General features: G+C 65.8%; 12 protein-coding genes and 1 tRNA gene. 5 read left to right on the top strand and 8 right to left on the bottom strand.

All coding sequences use genetic code 11. The features are described from left to right. Window positions 1-5: 5 nt before the first annotated feature. Together BM436_RS32140 and BM436_RS32135 are read right to left on the bottom strand one after the other, a co-directional pair. The gene (locus BM436_RS32140) at window positions 6-1,028 is read right to left on the bottom strand and encodes an alpha/beta fold hydrolase (RefSeq protein WP_218164973.1); all 1,023 of its coding nucleotides are present in this window, start codon (window positions 1,026-1,028) and stop codon (window positions 6-8) included. 85 nt (window positions 1,029-1,113) lie between these two features. Next, the gene (locus BM436_RS32135) at window positions 1,114-1,812 is read right to left on the bottom strand and encodes a glutathione S-transferase family protein (RefSeq protein ID WP_093560533.1); all 699 of its coding nucleotides are present in this window, start codon (window positions 1,810-1,812) and stop codon (window positions 1,114-1,116) included. A gap of 93 nt (window positions 1,813-1,905) precedes the next feature. Here BM436_RS32135 and BM436_RS32130 point away from each other — a divergent pair, with 93 nt between their 5' ends. The 5 genes from BM436_RS32130 to BM436_RS32110 all read left to right on the top strand — a co-directional run bounded on the left by BM436_RS32130 (window position 1,906) and on the right by BM436_RS32110 (window position 10,028). Then, entirely contained in the window at window positions 1,906-2,868 is a 963-nt protein-coding gene (locus tag BM436_RS32130) for a GlxA family transcriptional regulator (protein WP_093560532.1), read from the top strand. Between the two features lie 81 nt (window positions 2,869-2,949). Then, a complete protein-coding gene (locus BM436_RS32125) occupies window positions 2,950-3,903 on the top strand; it encodes an MYG1 family protein (protein ID WP_093560531.1) in 954 nt (317 codons plus the stop codon). A gap of 54 nt (window positions 3,904-3,957) precedes the next feature. Further along, on the top strand, window positions 3,958-9,111 hold the full coding sequence (locus tag BM436_RS32120) for a RecQ family ATP-dependent DNA helicase (RefSeq protein ID WP_093560530.1): 5,154 nt from the start codon (window positions 3,958-3,960) through the stop codon (window positions 9,109-9,111). A gap of 84 nt (window positions 9,112-9,195) precedes the next feature. After that, a complete protein-coding gene (locus BM436_RS32115) occupies window positions 9,196-9,525 on the top strand; it encodes a type II toxin-antitoxin system PrlF family antitoxin (RefSeq protein WP_093560529.1) in 330 nt (109 codons plus the stop codon). Beyond that, on the top strand, window positions 9,522-10,028 hold the full coding sequence (locus BM436_RS32110) for a type II toxin-antitoxin system YhaV family toxin (RefSeq protein WP_093560527.1): 507 nt from the start codon (window positions 9,522-9,524) through the stop codon (window positions 10,026-10,028). Before BM436_RS32115 ends, BM436_RS32110 begins: the two co-directional genes overlap by 4 nt. 131 nt (window positions 10,029-10,159) lie before the next feature. Here BM436_RS32110 and BM436_RS32105 read toward each other — a convergent pair whose 3' ends face one another. The 6 genes from BM436_RS32105 to BM436_RS32080 form a co-directional block, all read right to left on the bottom strand. Further along, window positions 10,160-12,298, bottom strand: coding sequence for a methyl-accepting chemotaxis protein (locus BM436_RS32105; RefSeq protein ID WP_093560525.1), 2,139 nt, complete (start codon window positions 12,296-12,298; stop codon window positions 10,160-10,162). Window positions 12,299-12,782: 484 nt separating this feature from the next. Beyond that, a tRNA-Phe gene (locus tag BM436_RS32100) sits at window positions 12,783-12,858 on the bottom strand. 60 nt (window positions 12,859-12,918) lie between these two features. After that, a complete protein-coding gene (locus BM436_RS32095; RefSeq protein ID WP_093560521.1) occupies window positions 12,919-14,001 on the bottom strand; it encodes a sulfotransferase family protein in 1,083 nt (360 codons plus the stop codon). 38 nt (window positions 14,002-14,039) lie between these two features. Beyond that, the gene (chrA, locus tag BM436_RS32090) at window positions 14,040-15,230 is read right to left on the bottom strand and encodes a chromate efflux transporter (protein WP_093560519.1); all 1,191 of its coding nucleotides are present in this window, start codon (window positions 15,228-15,230) and stop codon (window positions 14,040-14,042) included. Window positions 15,231-15,266: 36 nt separating this feature from the next. Further along, the gene (cysC, locus tag BM436_RS32085) at window positions 15,267-15,917 is read right to left on the bottom strand and encodes an adenylyl-sulfate kinase (protein WP_093560517.1); all 651 of its coding nucleotides are present in this window, start codon (window positions 15,915-15,917) and stop codon (window positions 15,267-15,269) included. A 112-nt stretch (window positions 15,918-16,029) separates the two neighbouring features. Further along, a complete protein-coding gene (locus BM436_RS32080; protein WP_307666806.1) occupies window positions 16,030-17,724 on the bottom strand; it encodes a methyl-accepting chemotaxis protein in 1,695 nt (564 codons plus the stop codon). Window positions 17,725-17,938 lie beyond the last annotated feature (214 nt).

The following is a 17,938-nucleotide window of genomic DNA, read 5'->3' as shown; positions in this document are numbered from 1 at the left end:
AAGAGTCAGAACGCGGCCACGTCGAGGATGGCTTGCGCGAACTCGCGCGGCGCTTCCTGCGGCAGGTTGTGGCCGATGCCGCCGGTCAGCGTCCGGTGCACGTACTTGCCGGTGAATCGCTTGGCGTAGGCCGCCGGCGGCGCGTGCGGTGCGCCGTTGGCGTCGCCCTCCAGGGTGATCGACGGCACCGTGATCGCGGGCGCATCCGCCAGGCGCGCCTCCAGCGCGTCGTATTTGCGCTCGCCGTCGGCCAGTCCCAGGCGCCAGCGGTAGTTGTGGATGACGATGTCGACGTGGTCCGGATTGTCGAAGGACGCCGCGCTGCGCGCATAGGTGGCCTCGTCGAAGGCCCATTTCGGCGACGCGGTTTTCCAGATCAGGCGGTTGAAGTCGCGGCGGTTCGCCTCGTAGCCCAGGCGGCCACGCTCGGTGGTGAAGTAATACTGGTACCACCAATCGTATTCCGCCTGCGGAGGCAGCGGCTTCCTGTTGCCGGCCGGCGTGCCTATCAGGTAGCCGCTCACCGAGACCAGGCCCTTGCAGCGCTCCGGGAACAGGGCGGCGATGATGCAGGCCGTGCGGGCGCCCCAGTCGAAGGCGCCCAGGATCGCGCTCTTGATGTTCAACGCGTCCATCAGGGCGATGATGTCGAGCGCCACGGCCGTCTGCTGGGCGTTGCGGAAGGCGTCCTTGGACAGGAAGCGCGTGGTGCCGTAGCCGCGCAGGTAGGGCATGAGCACGCGGTGGCCGGCGCCCGCCAGCAGCGGCGCCACTTCCTCGAAGGCGTGGATGTCGTAGGGCCAGCCGTGAAGCAGGATGACCGGCTGGCCGGTGGCGGGGCCCAGTTCGGCGTAGCCGATTTCCAGGTCCGCCGTGCGCACTTGGCGCAGCGTTCCTATCGAACGGCCGGCGCTGGCCGGCAAGGTCGCGGCGAATGAGGCGGTGCCGAAGCCCAGTGCCGACAGGCCCGCCGTCGCCAGCACGCCGCCCATCAGGAAACGGCGTTGTTGATTGATTTTCTCGTCCAAGATTTCCTCCGCGGTGGTTTGTGTTGAGCGGAAGTATGGGGAGGAAATGTATCTCGATTATGTCAAAGTATGTTCACTACGATGGTCATCCGGTAAAGCGCGCGGAGAGGGGGTGTTGGGTGGCGTCGAGTACGAAGTCGCGCACGTCCGAGAACGCGGCGCCAAACGCCGGCCGCTGCGAGAGGTGTGACACGTATCGCTGGAATATCTCGTCGCGGCACAAGCCATAGCCGCGCGCCCAGAAAACGGTATGGCCCACGATGCAGTCCGCCGCCGTGAATTCCGGTCCGCAGATGAACGGCGCCCGCTCCAGCCGCGCCGCAAGTTGGGGTTCAACCTCCTCGCGGAACTTCTTGCGGTATCTCGCCACCGTGCGCGGGTCGCGCTCCGGCTCCGGCAAGACATGCTCGTGGGCGCGGATTTGCCACAGCATCATGTCCATCCAGGTGGAGCCGAAGTGCAGCATTTGCAGGTAGTCGGCCCGCTCCGGCGATGCCCCGGGGGAGGGCGCCAGCCCGGCTTCGGGGAACGCGTCCGCGAGAAAGGCGACCATGGCGGCGCTTTCGAGCATATGCCGCGACGCGCCGTTGTCCCATGTGACCTCGAGCACGGGCACGCAATGGTTGGGGTTCAGGCGCAGGAACTCGGCGGAATACTGGACGGCGCCGTAAAGGTCCACTTTCTCGACTTCGAAGGCGTCGCCGACGACCTCATGCAACATCCATTTGCTGCGCGCGCTTCGGCTGGCCGGGTAGTGGTACAGCTTGAGGTGTTGAATTGGCATGGTTTTCTCTGGTGTTTGGGAGTGGGCAGTTTGGCGTTTCGCGACGTGCCGGTGAAGGATCAAATTTGACATTTTTTATGTCAAAATGGACAAATGAAAACAGTCACGGTCCTGGTGTTGGATGGCATGTTCGACAGCAGCTTGTCGATCACGCTGGATACCTTGCGCGCGGCCCAGTCCATCGCGGCGCGCGGCGGCGCGCCGCAGGTGCGGGTCCGGACCATCGCCGCCAAGGCTTGCGTTACAACCGGCGCCGGATTGCGGCTGAAGGCCGACCTCCAGATCAAGGCGGCAAAACAGGCGGAATCGGACTGGATCATCGTTCCGGGCCTGGGTTATCGTTCGGATCGGGAGCTCGGCGAATGTTTCGCGCGCGGCGACACCAGGCGGGCCATGTCCTGGCTGGCCGCCGAGGGAGCGGGCAAGGCGAAGATCGCGGCGTCGTGCAGCGCGGCGTTTCTGCTGGCGCAAGCCGGTTTGCTGAACGGGCGCAAGGCCACCACGGCATGGTGGCTGGCCCCGGCGTTTCGCGCGCGCTATCCGGACGTGACGCTCGACGAGGCGCGCATACTGGTGCGCGACGGACCGTGCCTGACCGCGGGCGCGGCCCTGTCGCAGCTGGATTTGATGCTGGCCATCGTGTCGGACGTGTTGGGGGAGTCGGTGGCGCATTTGTGTTCGCGTTATTTGCTGATCGACCAGCGCTCTTCGCAGGCGCGCTATATGATGCGGGATCGCCTGGAGCACGTGGACCAGACGGTGGTCGCGGCGGAGCGCTGGATCGACGCGCATCTGGCGCGGCCGATGACGGTGACCGCGCTGTCGTCCGAACTGGCGCTGTCGCCCAAGACGCTGGCGCGGCGCATCGAGGCGGCGACCGGCGTGTCGCCGATCAAATTCATTCAACGGCGGCGTTTGTCGCACGCGGCGCATTTACTGGAAACGACGGCGCTCTCGATCGAGGCGGTCGCGGCGCGGGTCGGATATCAGGACAGCACCGCGTTGCGTAAATTGATCAAACGCGAGTTCGGCGTGACGCCGAGTACCTTGCGCTGACCCGGCTTTGGCCGATGGCACAACAACCTGCCGGCCGGCGTGTTTTCAAACGCGGGCCGCTGCAAAGGAGATCGGATTCTTATGGTGATAGTCACCCACAGCGGCAAGTTTCATGCGGACGACGCGTGGGCCGTCGCGGCCCTGAAAATATTGTTTCCCCAGGCGGAAGTCGTGCGCACGCGCGACCCGGCGCAAGTGGAGGCGGCCGATTTCGCGGTCGACGTCGGCGGCATCTGGGACGCCCCCAGCGGGCGCTTCGACCACCATCAGAAAGGGTTCGCCGGCGCACGGCAGAGCGGCGTGCCCTACGCCAGCGCGGGCCTGGTGTGGCGGGAGTACGGGGCGCGCTGCGTCATCGCCCTGGCGGAGGCGCACACGGGCCATCGGCTGTCGGAAGCGAAGGCGGTCGAGATGGCCTACGCGATCGATGCCGATATCGTCCAATACCTGGACTTGTCCGATGTGGGCGCCGCCAAGAACGCGCCGGGCGGATACGGCTTGTCGGCCGTGGTGTCCGGATTCAATCCCAACTGGCTGGACGAACAAAGGCTGGGCTATGGCGAAGCCGACGCCGCGTTCCGGCTCAGCCAGTTTCTCCGCGCCGTCGAGCTGCTGACGGACATCATGGCCAACGCCGTCAAGTACCGGGTCGGCGCCTTGCTGTCGGTCGAGCAGGTCCGGCAGGGCGAACTGCTGGAAGAGGGCCGCGTGCTGTTCCTGAAAAACGGCGCGATTCCTTGGACCCAGGTGGTGCGCAAGGAAATGCCGAAGGTGCTGTTTGTGATCAGCCACAATATCGCCGAGCAGCGTTACATGATCCACACGGTGCCGGTCAGCCCCGACAGTTTCACCGCGCGGGCCGATTTGCCGGCGGCGTGGGCGGGCCTGCGGGACGCGCAACTGGCCGCGGTCACCGGCGTCGCGGATGCCGGCTTTTGCCACAACGGCCGCTTCATCGCCGCAGCCAAGTCGTACGAGGGCATCCGGACGATGGCGTCGCTGGCGTTGCAAGCGATCGAGCGGCAGGGCGCGTGAGCGTGGACGCCGCGAACTGTTGCGTTAAGCAACTTAACAGGACATAGTTCGGATATGTTCCTCGCTACACCGAACCCCGACACTACCGCTCGGCCATCCAATGGCCCCGGGGACATCACCGCCTGCATCGTTTCGATCGACCTGGAAGTCGGTCGCGACAGCGGGCGCATCCATCGGCTCGCTGGCGTCCATGGCCGTGGCATAGGGCCGGTGGCTTATCCGCCAGGCACGCTGCCCGATGCATTGCACGCCCTCGACAGGCTCGCCGACAGCGCCAGCTATGTGTTGGGGCACAACCTGATCGCATTCGACCTGCCCCAGTTGCGCGCCGCCCAGCCCAATCTGCGGCTGCTGGGCAAGGACGCGATCGACACCCTGCGCCTCAACCCCCTGGCGTTCCCGCGCAATCCTTACCACCACCTCGTCAAGCACTATCAGGATGGAAGCTTGCTCGGCAACTGCCGGAATGATCCCCTGCTCGATGCCGAACTCGCCCTGCGGGTGTTCGCCGATCAGTTCACCAGCCTGAAGGCGATGGCCGGGAATACGCCCGACCTCTTGCTGGCGTGGCATTGGCTGACGACGGAGCAGCGCGGCGTGAGCGGGCTCGATCACTTCTTTGCCGAGGTGCGCGGCGCGGCGCGACCCGACGCGTCCGATGCCGAGGCTGCCCTGACGCGCTTGCTTCACGATGCCGCGTGCGCGCAGGCGAGCCGGAACATTGTCGAACGTGCGCGGCTATGCGCGTGGCCGTTGGCCTATGCGCTCGCCTGGATCTCCGTGGCGGGCGGCGATTCGGTGATGCCACCGTGGGTGCGGCATCAGTTTCCCGAGGCGGGACGGCTGATCCGGCAACTGCGCGACACACCCTGCGGCAGTCCCGCGTGCCGCTGGTGCCTGCGCGAACACGACCCCCTGCTGCAGCTGCGGCAATGGTATGGCAAAGATTACGCGTTTCGCCCTGAACCGGTCGATAGCGCCAGTGGCTTGCCCCTGCAGCGCGTGATCGTGGAGGCGGCGATGCGGGGCGAACACGCGCTCGGCATCTTACCCACCGGTACCGGAAAATCGCTGTGCTACCAGGTGCCGGCGCTGTCGCGCTTCGTGCGTACCGGCGCCCTGTCGATCGTCATTTCGCCGCTGGTGGCGTTGATGGAAGACCAGGTCAAAGGGCTGCGCGAACGCGGCATCGGCAGCTGTGCGGCCATCAACGGCTTGCTGTCCATGCCCGAGCGCGCGGATGTGCTTGACCGGGTGCGCTTGGGGGAGGTCGGCATCTTGCTCATCGCGCCCGAACAGCTGCGCAATAAAAGCGTGCGCAAAGTGCTGGCGCAGCGCGATATCGGCGCCTGGATTTTCGATGAGGCGCATTGCCTGTCGAAATGGGGGCAGGATTTTCGCCCGGATTACCGGTATGTCGCGCGCTTCATCCGCGAAAGTGCCGACGCCAGCCCCGGCAGGGAGGTGCCGCTGATCCAGTGCCTGACCGCCACGGCCAAGCCCGAAGTCGTGGCCGACATCGTGGGGCACTTCCGCGAGCGGCTGGGTATCGAGCTGCGCGTATTCGACGGTGGGTCGAAACGCGAAAACCTGGCCTTCGACGTGATCGAAACCACGCCGGCGGAAAAATTCGGTCGTGTCGCCGAGTTGATCGAACGGGAGCTGCCCGCCGGCTTGGCCGGTGGCGCCATCGTCTACTGCGCCACGCGCAAGCAGGTGGAAGAAGTGGCGGCGTTCCTGCGCGATAAAGGGCTGGCCGCCGCGCCGTACCACGCGAAACTGCAGCCGGAACGCAAGAAGGAAACGCAAAACGCCTTCATCGGGGGGACGCTGCGCGTGATTGCGGCGACCAACGCGTTCGGCATGGGCATCGACAAGCCGGATGTCCGCCTGGTCGTGCATGCCGACATCCCGGGTTCGCTGGAAAATTACCTGCAAGAGGCCGGCCGGGCCGGACGCGACCGCAAGCAGGCGCGCAGCGTCTTGCTGTACACCGCCGACGACGTCGAACGCCAGCACGGCATGTCCGCGGCGTCGCGCCTGTCGCGGCGCGACATTCAGAGCGTGCTGCGCGCCCTGCGCCAGTTGCAGCGCAAGAAGGAGCGCGACCAGGCGTTGGTCGCCACCTCGGCCGAGATTCTGGAAGAGGACGAGGACGGCAAGTTCAAGCGCGACGGCAATACCGATGACACCCGCGTACGCACGGCCATCGCCTGGCTGGAGGAGGCCGGGCTGGTGCGGCGCGAGGAAAACGCCGTGCAGATATTCCCGTCGTCGCTGCGCGTGAGAAGCCTGGCGGAGGCCGAGCGCCTGCTGGCGGAACCCGATGTGGCCTATCGGCGCCAATGCCTGCGGCTGGTCCAATACCTGCTGGCCGCCGAGGCCGATGAAGGACTGTCCACCGACGAGCTGATGGCTGCCACCGGCTTCGATGCCAAGCTGCTGCGCGAGACCCTGTTCCTGTTCGACCGCCTGGGCATCGCCAGCAACGATATGGCGATGACGGCATTCGTCCACGTGGCGGTGGAAAACTCGTCGAAAAAGCGCTTGCGCGATGCCTGCGCGCTGGAGTCGGCCGTGATCGCCGCGTTGAAGGAGGCGGCGCCCGACTTCGGTGTTGGCGACACTTCGCCGCTACACTTGCGCTTGCTGACGCAACGCCTGAAGGATCAAGGCCATACCGCGCTACCGCAACGCGTGCGCCAGGTCATTGCCGGGCTGGCGGGCGATGGGCGCGACGGCGATGACGGCAAGGGCAGCCTGAAGATAAGGCGCGGGGGCGATCCCGAAATGTTGGAGGTCACCCTCAATCGCTCCTGGCAGGTCATGGAGCGCCTTGCCGAGCGGCGCCGCGGCGCCGCGGAAAAATTGCTGGACCATTGGCTGTCCACGCTGGCGCAAGGCGCGCGTGGGGTTGACCAGCTGGCGGAAACCACGGTCGGCAAACTCGCTGCCAGCGTGGCCGGCGACGCACTGCTTGCCGCCGAAACCAAGGACATGCGCAAGCTGGTCGAACGTGCCCTGCTGTGGTTGCACGAGCAGGAAGTGCTGCGGCTGAACAAGGGCTTGACCATCTTCCGTTCCGCCATGACCTTGCACTTGGAGGGCAACTGGAAACTGCAATTCGAAAAAAGCAATTATCAGCCGCTCGCCCTGCATTACGAAGAGCTGACCCGGCAAATCCACATCATGGCCGAGTATGCCGAGCGCGGCGTCAGTAAGATGGCCGACGCCCTTCAGCTGGCCCTGGACTATTTCAGTTTTTCGCGCAATGAGTTTTGCCAGCGCTGGCTGCCGGGACGGGAAACCGAGCTCACCCGCCAGACCACGCCGCAGTCCTGGGATGCCATCGTCGAAACACTGGCACGCCCCCATCAGCGCAACATCGTCGCCGACGATCGCGAAAGCGCCAACGTACTGGTGCTTGCGGGTCCGGGCTCCGGCAAGACCCGGGTGCTGGTCCATCGTATCGCCTACCTGATCCGCATGCGCCGGGAGAATCCGCACGCGGTGCTGGCACTGGCATACAACCGTCACGCGGCGCTGGAGATCCGCAAGCGGCTGGCTGAACTCATTGGCGAGGACGCGCGTGGCGTCACCGTGCTGACCTGTCACGCACTGGCGATGCGGCTGGTTGGCGCCAGCTTTGTCCATCGCGGCGGCGAGGACGCCGACTTCGATGCCGTGCTGGCCGAGGCGACCGCCCTGCTGGAAGGACACGGGCTGCCATCGGAAGATGCCGACCTCCAGCGCGACCGGTTGTTGGCCGGCTTTCGCTGGATCCTGGTGGACGAGTACCAGGACATCGGTCCCGGACAATACGCCTTGATTGCCGCGTTGGCGGGGCGTAAGCGCAGCGACGAGGACGGCCGCCTGAGTCTGTTCGCGGTGGGTGACGACGACCAGAATATCTATGCCTTCGCGGGCGCGTCGATCGAGTTCATCCGTCGCTATACCGAGGATTACAAGGCTCGGGAGGAATTGCTGATCGAAAACTATCGCAGCACACCGCACATCGTCGCGGCGGCCAACCTCGTCATCGCGCGCGCGGCCGAGCGCATGAAAACCCAGGCGGTGCGCGTCAACGCCGCTCGCGCCAACGCGGCTCCCGGCGGTGCCTGGCAACAAATCGACCCGGTGGTCCAGGGGCGTGTGCAGGTCCTCCCGGCCGGGAGGGACGCGCAACAGCAGGCGCTGGCCATCTTCACGGAGTTGCGGCGCATGATGGCGCTCGGTCTCGATCCCGCCAAGACGGCATTGATCGCGCGCCAATGGAAGTATCTCGATCCCGTGCGTGCCGCCCTGGAAGCCGCGGGCATACCGGTAAGTATGGCCGACGAGGAGGCTCCGTCCCTTTGGCGCCTGCGCGAAACCCAGGCGCTCCTGGCTTACCTTGACGAGCGCAGCGCGGCTTGCGGCACGCGTTTGCTCAAGGCCGACGACCTGCGGACTTGGTTGGCGGGGCGGGATGGTTCGGGTTGGTGGCCCGTGCTGGGCGAGGCCGTTGACGCGTTTGCCGAGGATACCCGGGACGGCGAGGTGACGCTGGCCTGCTTTCGAGAGTGGCTGGCCGAATGGGGGCGGGCCAGCCGTCGTCAGCAGACCGGCATCTTGCTCATGACCGCACATCGCGCCAAAGGATTGGAATTCGACCATGTCTTTGTGCTCGACGGCGACTGGCGCAGCGGGCAGGGCGAAGAACGGGATGCGGTGCGGCGGCTGTACTACGTCGCCATGACGCGCGCCAAGGCGACGCTGACGCTGGCACGCATGGACGTGGGCAATCCCATGATCGATGCGCTGGGCGAGCATGCGTGCCTGGTTCGCCGGTCGCCGATTTCATGGCTGCCGGCCCCCGGCCCCCTGGAGTACCGATTTTGCCTGCCCGGCCCGAGCGATCTCATGCTGAGTTTTGCTGGCTGGAAGGACGCTCACAGTGCTGTGCATCGCGCGATTGCCGGCCTGCATGTCGGAGACCAACTACACTATGTCGAAGATGAGCGGGGAATAAGGCTCGATGACGCGGCTGGCACGACCGTCGGACGCCTGTCCAAACACTTCCAGCCGCCGGCCGGCATGCGTTGCGTGACGGCGCGGGTACGCGCGGTGCTGTTCTGGCGCAAGTGCGACAACTCGCCCGAATATCAGGGCCGCTGCCGCGGAGATAGCTGGGAGGTGGTAATGCCGGAGCTGATTTTCAAGCGTTGACCGGGTAGGTAATGCAGTTGCATTGACTCGACAAGGCGATTGCATTACCATGCAAGATTTCCACCCCTTTGACCGGAGAGCGCCATGCCTGCCACCCTCGACGTCGAATCCACATTGACCGACCGCTACCAGACCACAGTGCCGGAAACCGTGCGCCGTGCCCTTCGGCTCGGCAAGCGCGACAAGATCCACTACAGCATCCGCCCCAGCGGCGAGGTGGTGCTGACCCGCGCCGAAGCCTCCGAAGGTGACGACCCGGTGCTCGGCCAGTTCCTGGCTTTTCTGGCCCGCGACATTGCCAGCCATCCCGAGCGCCTGCAGGCAGTGGATGCGGGCCTTGTCCGACGGCTCCAGTCGCTGGTCGGTGGCATCGAGGTCGATCTTGATGCCGCCTTGTCGGCAGATGATGAATGAGCGCGGGCAAGACCGCGCCCCTGGTCATTCACGGCTGGACAGTCTTTGCCCACCCGCTGTTCCTCGCACAGATTGAAGCGCTGGCACAGCAGGTCGAGGCCTTCAAGCAAAAGGACCCGGTCGGGTACGTGAAGAAGAACGCCAGCAAGCGACTGGCGGCAATCACCAAGTTGGCGTTCGACGTCATTCCTCAAGACCCCGCCCGGCCGGAGTACCGCCAAGGCGGCACCTTGGGCGACGATCACAAACACTGGTTCCGGGCAAGGTTCTTCCAGCAGTACCGGCTCTTCTTCCGCTACCACGCGCCGAGCAAGGTGATCGTGTTCGCGTGGGTCAACGACGAGGACACCAAGCGCGCCTACGAGAGCGGCGACGATGCCTACCGGATCTTCCGCAAGATGCTGGAAAGCGGCCATCCGCCGGACGACTGGAGCCAGTTGTTGGCCGAGGCTCGCGCCGAGGGGCAGCGCTTGCAGCGGTTCGCCGCGGGCAATACACCTTAAGGCTTGGCTTCTATGGTGAGCGGTGTTGTCATGGGGTCATCTGTTCAGGCCGCCGCCAAGTCGTACGAGGGCATCCGGGCGTCGCTGGCGCTGCAAGCGCTCGATCAGCTGCCGGGTAAGTCCGCCACCGGCTAGAATCGCGTGAATTGCGCGTTATCCGGCGACAGATGCAGCGTGGACGCGAACTTGCGAACGCCAGCCTTGCCGCTGGCTTCCCTGCCCGTCACCAGCGCTTTATGCGCCGACGCCATGGATCTGGGCTGTTTCGCCGCGGCGAGCTTGAAGAACGACATCGTCCGCATCAACTGTTCGGCCTGTTCGCTCATTTCTTCAGCGGTGGCCGCCAGCTCTTCCGAACTCGACGCATTTTGCTGCGTGGCTTGGCTCAACTGGCCCACCGCCGCATTGATCTGGCCGGCGCCGGTCGACTGCTCTTCCGACGCCGCCGTGATTTCCTGCACCAGGTCCGACGTGCGCTTGATGTTCGGCACCATTTCATCCAGCAGCTTGCCGGCCGTTTCGGCCAGTTTCACGCTGTTGATCGCCACTTCGCCAATCTCCTGTGCCGCCACCTGGCTGCGTTCGGCCAGCTTGCGCACCTCGGCCGCCACCACCGCGAAGCCCTTGCCATGCTCGCCGGCCCGCGCCGCTTCGATAGCCGCATTCAGGGCCAGCAGGTTGGTCTGGTAAGCGATGTCGTCGATGATGTTGATCTTCCTGGCGATCTGGTTCATCGCCGAAACGGTCTCCTTGACCGCTGTTCCGCCCTGGGTCGCCTCTTGCGCGGCCTTGGCCGCAATGCCGTCGGTGATCTTGGCGTTATCGGTATTTTGCGAAATCGAGGCTGTGATCTGCTCGATCGAGGCGCTGGTCTGTTCGACGCCGGCGGCCTGTTCGCTGGCTGCCTGCGACAGCGCCTGCGCGGTGGCGCTGACTTCTTCCGAGGCATTGGCAAGCGCTTCGGCTCCGCTGGAGACCTCGTTGACGACCTCCGCCAGCTTGCCGGCCATGTTGTTGACGGCGTTCTTCAGTTCGGCAAACGCGCCCAGGTAGTCGCCGCGGATGGCCTTCGTTAAATCGCCATTCTCCATTCCTCCCAGCACCTGCTGCACCTCACGCAGCGGGATGACGATAGCGTCGAGGGCGTTGTTCACGCCTTCGACGATGCGTTTGAAGTCGCCGGTATGCCTGCTCGCGTCCGCGCGCGTGTCGAGCTGGCCGGCTTGCGCCGCTTTCGCCAGTTTGCCCGTGTCGTCGATCAAGGCCATCAGGTTAGCGCGTACCTGCTCGACGGTGTGATTGATAAACGCCTTCTTGCCGGGGAAGGTTTCCAGCGGCGCGCTGAAGTCGCCCTCGCCGAAGGACTTCACACAAGCCATGGCTTTTTTCTTCACGGCGATATGGCCGGCCACCATGTTGTTGATGCCTTGCGCCATGGTGCGGAAATCGCCTTCGAACTGATGGGCATCGATCATGACGTCGATGTCACCCTTGTCGTGCTCCGAGGACATTTTGTTCATCTCGGCAATCATGCCCTTGAGGTTGCCGCGCACCTGCTCGATCGTATCGTTGATGAACGCCTTCTTTCCCGGCAGCTTGTCCAATGGGGCGTCGAAATTGCCTCGGCCGAACTCCTTGACCACGCCCATGGCCGTCTTTTTGACGGCAATGTGAGCGGCGACCATCGCGTTGATGCCTTGCGCCATGGTGCGGAAATCACCTTCGAACCGCTGCGCGTCGATCGTCGCATCGATGTCGCCCTTGTCATGCTCCGCCGACATCCTGTTCATCTCGGCAATCAAGCCCTTGAGGTTGCCACGCACCTGCTCGATCGTGTCGTTGATGAACGCTTTTTTACCGGGCAGCTTGTCCATCGGGGCGTCGAAATTACCACGGCCGAATTCCTTGACCACGTCCATGGCCATCTTTTTTGTGGCGATGTGGGAGGCGACCATCGCGTTGACGTCTTGCGCAATCATGCGGAATTCACCGTCGAATTTTTGCGCACCGAGCGTCGCGTCGATGTCGCCCTTGTCGTGCTCCGCGCGCATCCGGTCCAAGTCGGCGCGGATCGCCTGCAGGTTGTCCAGCAAGCGATTGACCGCTGCCCCTGTCTTGCTCACGGCTGGCGGCAAGGCGCCGGTGTCGACCCGCCGCGAAAAATCTCCGGCCGCCGCCGCAGTGACTATGCGTGTAAGGTTGCTCTCGATGGCTTCGGCGAATGCGGCCTGTTCAAGTGCCAACTGCCGGGATGTCTTGACCTGAATCATGAGACTTCCTTTGCGAACATGTGAAGGGCGCGCAGGGGGCCGCGACCGCGTTAAGAATCGGTACTCATGGCGTTTTCGCGCGCCGCGCACTGAGGCGTCTTCGGCGCCGCGGCAGGCTGCGGGATACAGGCCGGGTGCGTTGAAGCGCATATTCACCAGCAAATATACTGTATTTTTGTAAGAGAAATCCCTGCGGCGTCGGAAATTTCGCTGGCGTGTTGCTGTTTGGTTTGGCGTTTGTCACGCCGGCCGAAAATTGCCCACCCGCCGATTGAAAATCGACCCCGGGCGGTGGCTAAGCGCATGTCGAGTTAATGGTGTAAACGATTTATGCCATATTCCCAATTGGGTAGGGGCATGCGCATCGGCGACTGCGCAATCCAGTCGGCGTCGACAGATGGGGCAATAGAGCGGGCACGAAGGCTTCCCGCTGCGGAAACGACAACGCCAACCACATGGGTTGGCGTTGTCTCTAAAGAATTCTTGGTGGCCCGGGGCGGAATCGAACCACCGACACAAGGATTTTCAATCCTCTGCTCTACCAACTGAGCTACCAGGCCAAGAGGCGCCATTATAGACGGCCGGCGCCGGTTTTGCAAGGCCCGGCCGGGATTTTCCCGCTAAACCGCCGCCGGCCCCCGTCCCCAGGCCATCGCGCCCTCCAGCCGCTGGCGCGTGCGTCCCAGGAACTCGGCGCGGAAGCGGCGCAGCGTGTAGTCGCGGTGGTTGTTTTGCTCCAGCTCGCGCCAGGACTGCTGGCGCTGCTCGTCCGAGTGCTGCCTGGCCACCTGCAGACGGCCGGCGTCGATGACGGCGCTGGCCCCGGTCATGAATTCGTAGCCGTAGCGCTGCATGTATTCCCGCGTCACGGTCTCGATCACCTCGATCTCCTCCATGCTCAGCTGCTGCTTGAACTTGTCCTTGTTGGCGCTGACCGGGGCGAAGGCGTTCGACGACCACAACGCCGACAACTGGGAGAGTTGCTGGGCCTCCTGCGAACGGCCGACGTCCAGCATTTCGGGCAGGTAGGCGATGCCGAAGAAGGCGCAGACCTGGCGCAGGGTGCGCTCCTGGCTGTTCAGGAAGTCCTCGTAGCGGATGGTCAGCACCCGGTCCGGATGGCGCTCGGCCAGCGCGCAGCCGTCCCGGTGCGCCTCGGCCCAGGTGCGCGCGTTGAGCGCGGTGTCGAAATCGTGGATGATGGCGCGGTTCATCGAGGCGACCTGGGCGCGCGGGTCGCGCACCACGTTCAGGAACAGCATGTCGGGGAACAGGTCCATCAGTTCGCCGGCGTAGTGCACGCTGTCGAGCGACTTGTCCATCACGACGCGGGCCTGGTGCTGTTCGCCGGCGCGCAGCAGCAGTTCCCACACGATGCGGTGCACGCTGCGCGGCTCGTGGCAGATGGCCTGGAAGATCTCGCACGGGTCGAACACCATGTCCTTCCACTTGACCATGCTGGCCGACTGCAGGCCGATGACGTCGACCACCAGGCTGAAATAGGCGCGGTCGTCGGACAGGTCGCCGTACAGCGGCACCATCGGCATGAAGTCGACGATGTGCAGCGGGTAGGGCGAATAGAACTCGGGATTGAAATTGAGGCGCAATCGTAGGGCGTGGCTGCCGCACCGGCGCAGCGGTATCATCAGAACCGGACGTGGGCGGGAAGACGGTGCGGCGGGCGATGGTGCAGTGTGATGCATGGCAGCCTCCTACTAGGTTGGTGGGGGGGACGACGAAATCAGTACACGAGCAGACCGAGCAGGCCGGCGGGCGGCACCACCCAGATCGGGTCGCTGCGGTAGCGCCGCAGGCAGGCCAGGGCCAGCGCGAAAATGAGGAGCGAGGCGGCGCCGGCCGGCGCGGCGCGGCCGATGTACACCGCCGCCGCCGCGACCATGCCGACCACGCCGGCGCGCACGCCGCGCAGCGCGGCGCCCAGGGCGGCCGAGGACTTGACGCGCTCCAGCAGGCCGGCGCACAGCACCAGCAGCACGGCCGGCGGCAGCAGCATGCCGGCGGTGGCGGCCGCGGCGCCGGCCACGCCGGCCACCTTGTAGCCGACGAAGGCGACGCTGACGACGGCCGGCCCCGGCATGAGCTGCGCCAGCGCGACCGCGTCGGCGAACTCGCGCCGGCTGACCCAGCCGTGGGCGTCGACGGCGGCGTGCTGCAGCAGCGGCACGAACACGTAGGAGCCGCCGAACAGCAACAGGCTCATGCCGGCGAAGGTGAGGAACAGCTGCAGCAGCAGCTGGGCCGGCGGCGCCAGGCAGGCTTCCAGCAGTTGCGGCGGGCAGAACAGCAGCGGCAATTTCACGGCCGCCGGCGCGGCCTCGCGCGCCGGTTCGGTGGTCGCGCCGGCGGCCGCGGCGGGCCCGGCGGGCAGCCAGTAGCGCCCCAGCAGGGCGCTGGCCGCGATCAGCAGCAGCGTGGCGTACCAGGCGTTGGTGCACAGCAGCGTGACGGCGGCGCCGGCCGCCAGCGCCGCCTCGCGCCGGCCGGGCAGCGCCTTGGCGCCCAGTTGCCAGGCCGCCGACACCATGACGGCGGCCACCGCCGGCAGCAGTCCCATGAAGACGCGCCCGACCTCCGGCGCCTGGCCCCAGCGCGCGTAGGCGGCGCTGAACGCGACCATCAGCGCGAAGGCCGGCAGCACGGCCGCCGCCAGGCAGACGGCGGCGCCGCGCGCGCCGCGCAGGCGGTAGCCGACATAGGCGGCGACGTTCAGCGCGATTGGCCCGGGCAGCGCGGAGGCCAGCGCCACGCCGTCCAGCACGTCCTGGCTGGCCAGCAGCTTGCGGCGCTCCACCACCACCTGCTGGATCACCGAGATCATCGCCATGTAGCCGCCGAAGCTGGTGCTGGCGATGCGCACGAAGGTCCAGGCCAGGTCGGCCAGCGTGGGGGCGGCGGCGCGCTCAGCCCGCATGCGCGCCGCCGTCGCGGGGCTGGCCGGCGGCGCCGCTCATGGCTGCTCCACGAAGAAGTGGCGCGCCAGGTGCTGGTACACCCTGCGGGTGCTGTGCGCCAGGCTGGCGGCGCCGGTGTCCAGCGTGAGGGTGGGCGACAGCGGCGCCTCGTACGGCGCCGAAATGCCGGTGAATTCCGGGATCTGGCCCTGGCGCGCGCGCGCGTACAGCCCCTTGGGGTCGCGCTCCTCGCACAGCGCCAGCGCCGTGCTGACGTGCACCTCGACGAAGCGTTCGGGCAGCACGATCTCGCGCGCGATGTCGCGGTCCTGGCGCAGCGGCGAGATGAAGGCGGTGATGACGATCAGGCCGGCCTCGTTCATCAGGTGCGCCACCTCGGCGGCGCGGCGGATGTTCTCGCTGCGGTCGGCGGCGGAAAAGCCGAGGTCGCGGTTCAGGTGGTGCCGCAGGTTGTCGCCATCCAGCACGTAGCAGGGGTGGCGCTCCCGCAGCAGCAGCTGCTCCAGTTCGTAGGCGATGGTCGATTTGCCCGCGCCGCTCAGGCCGGTGAGCCAGACCGTGGCGGGGCGGGCGCCGAAGCAGGCGTGGCGGATTTCCTGCTTGGCCTGGGCCGGATGCCAGTAGATGTTGGAAGGGGCGTCGCCGCGGCGGCGGGACGGTGCGGGGTTTTTCTTCGGGTAGCTCATGTCATTCTCCTGGCGAATCCCGCCCCCCGGTGGGTTGGCGGCGCAACAAGTCGGAACAGCATCCTCCGGGCGCCCGCGACGCGCGCTCCGGCACACCACGGCGCCTCTCTGCTTAGAACGTCTCCCAGTCGTCGCCGCCGGCGGCGGCGCGCCGCCGGTCCGGCCGGACCAGCCTGGGCGGGGCGGCCCGGGCCGGGCGCGCCGTCAGCGGCACCACGTTGTCCCGGCCGCGCGCGCCCGCCTGCAGCTGGAACACGCTGACGGCGGCGGCCAGCTGGGTGGCCTGGTCTTGCAGCGCCGCCGCCGCCGCCGCTGCCTCCTCCACCAGCGCGGCGTTCTGCTGCGTGCCGCCGTCCATCTGGACGATGGCCTGGTTGACCTGCTCGATGCCGGCGGTCTGCTCGTCGGCGGCCGCCGAGATGCTGGCCATGATGTCGGTCACGCGGTGCACGCTGTCGACGATTTCCCGCATGGTCGCGCCGGCCAGCCCGACCAGCCTGGCGCCGACGTCGACCTGCTCGACCGACGCGTCGATCAAGCCCTTGATTTCCTTGGCGGCGGCGGCCGAGCGTTGCGCCAGCGTGCGCACCTCGGAGGCGACCACCGCGAAGCCGCGGCCCTGCTCGCCGGCGCGGGCCGCCTCCACCGCGGCGTTCAAGGCCAGGATGTTGGTCTGGAAGGCGATGCCGTCGATCACGCCGATGATGTCGACGATCTTGCGCGACGAGGTGTTGATCGAATCCATGGTGTCGACCACCTGGCTCACCATGGCGCCGCCCTTGACCGCCACCTCGGAGGCCGACTGCGCCAACTGGTTGGCCTGGCGGGCGCTGCCGGCGGTCTGCTTCACGGTGGAGGTCAGCTCCTCCATCGACGAGGCGGTCTCCTCGAGCGCGCTGGCTTGCTGCTCGGTGCGGGTGGACAGGTCGAGGTTGCCGTGCGCGATCTGCCCGGAGGCCGAGGTGATGGTGTCGGTGGCCGCGTGCACCTGGCCGACGATGGCGGCCAGGCTGTCGCGCATCCGCTTCATCGCGAACAGCAGGCTGTCCTGGTCGCCGGCGCGGGTGGCGATGGCCACGGTCAGGTCGCCGGCGGCGATGCGGTTGGCGATGTTGACGGCATAGGCCGGTTCGCCGCCGAGCTGCCTGACCAGGCCGCGCGTGATCAGCACGGCGGCGACGGCGCTGGCCAGCAAGGCCAGGCCGCCCAGCGTCAGCATCAGCGCGCGCGCGTCGCTGTAGGTGGCGTCGGCCGCGTCCGTGGCCGCGGCGTTTTGCTTGTCCTCCAGCTCGATCAGTGCGCGCAGCAGGTCCCACCATTTCTTTTGCACGGGCCGGAACTCGGAGCGCAGCGCGGTGTAGGCCTCGGCTTTCTGGCCGGCCTGGATCAGTTCCAATGCCTTGGCGGTCAGCGGCGCGGCCAGGGCGGCCTGCTCGCGCACCTGCGCCAGCAGGGCTTGCTCCTCGGCGCTGGCGCCGGACGGGCCGGCGAACATGCGACCCAGCTTTTCCTCGGCCTCCGCGTAGTTTTTCTGCTGGTCGGCGATGCGTTTGACCTCGATCTGCGCGTCCCGCGGGTCCTCGATCAGGATCAGGTTGCGCATGGCCAGCGCGCGTTCGGTGATGCTTTGATACATGGCGCCGGCCAGCCGGCCTTCCACCGCGTTGACCTTGGTGATGTGGTCCACGCTCTGCTTCAATTCCGCCATCTCGCGGATGCCCAGCGCCGTCATCAGTGCCAACAGGGCGGAAACCAGCGCGAATCCCAGGCCCAGTCGCGTTGCGACTTTCATTTCGATGATATTCATGTCTTCCTTATTGCAACCGAATCACAATGAATGACAACGGAGAATAGATAGATGCCATTCACGCCGCGTGCTAGTTACTACTTGGAAATTATTATATATATGAATCTCTCATATAAATAAAAAAATTTTGTCTATGACATCCATCAATTTTTTTAATCGGGGATACTTGCATGTCGCTATTAATTATTTGCTCCGCCGAGGGATTTGCAAATGG

This window comes from Pseudoduganella namucuonensis (assembly GCF_900116645.1).
Taxonomy (GTDB): domain Bacteria; phylum Pseudomonadota; class Gammaproteobacteria; order Burkholderiales; family Burkholderiaceae_D; genus Rugamonas; species Rugamonas namucuonensis.
The sequence above is the reverse complement of the archived record's forward strand: the minus strand, read 5'-3'. Positions and strand labels throughout refer to the sequence as shown.

Coding starts and splice junctions, on each gene's coding strand:
- BM436_RS32135 (WP_093560533.1), bottom strand. CDS start 1,812: ATGCCAATTCAACACCTCAAGCTGTACCACTACCCGGCCAGCCGAAGC.
- BM436_RS32130 (WP_093560532.1), top strand. CDS start 1,906: ATGAAAACAGTCACGGTCCTGGTGTTGGATGGCATGTTCGACAGCAGC.
- BM436_RS32125 (WP_093560531.1), top strand. CDS start 2,950: ATGGTGATAGTCACCCACAGCGGCAAGTTTCATGCGGACGACGCGTGG.
- BM436_RS32120 (WP_093560530.1), top strand. CDS start 3,958: ATGTTCCTCGCTACACCGAACCCCGACACTACCGCTCGGCCATCCAAT.
- BM436_RS32115 (WP_093560529.1), top strand. CDS start 9,196: ATGCCTGCCACCCTCGACGTCGAATCCACATTGACCGACCGCTACCAG.
- BM436_RS32110 (WP_093560527.1), top strand. CDS start 9,522: ATGAGCGCGGGCAAGACCGCGCCCCTGGTCATTCACGGCTGGACAGTC.
- BM436_RS32105 (WP_093560525.1), bottom strand. CDS start 12,298: ATGATTCAGGTCAAGACATCCCGGCAGTTGGCACTTGAACAGGCCGCA.
- BM436_RS32095 (WP_093560521.1), bottom strand. CDS start 14,001: ATGCATCACACTGCACCATCGCCCGCCGCACCGTCTTCCCGCCCACGT.
- chrA (WP_093560519.1), bottom strand. CDS start 15,230: ATGCGGGCTGAGCGCGCCGCCGCCCCCACGCTGGCCGACCTGGCCTGG.
- cysC (WP_093560517.1), bottom strand. CDS start 15,917: ATGAGCTACCCGAAGAAAAACCCCGCACCGTCCCGCCGCCGCGGCGAC.
- BM436_RS32080 (WP_307666806.1), bottom strand. CDS start 17,724: ATGAATATCATCGAAATGAAAGTCGCAACGCGACTGGGCCTGGGATTC.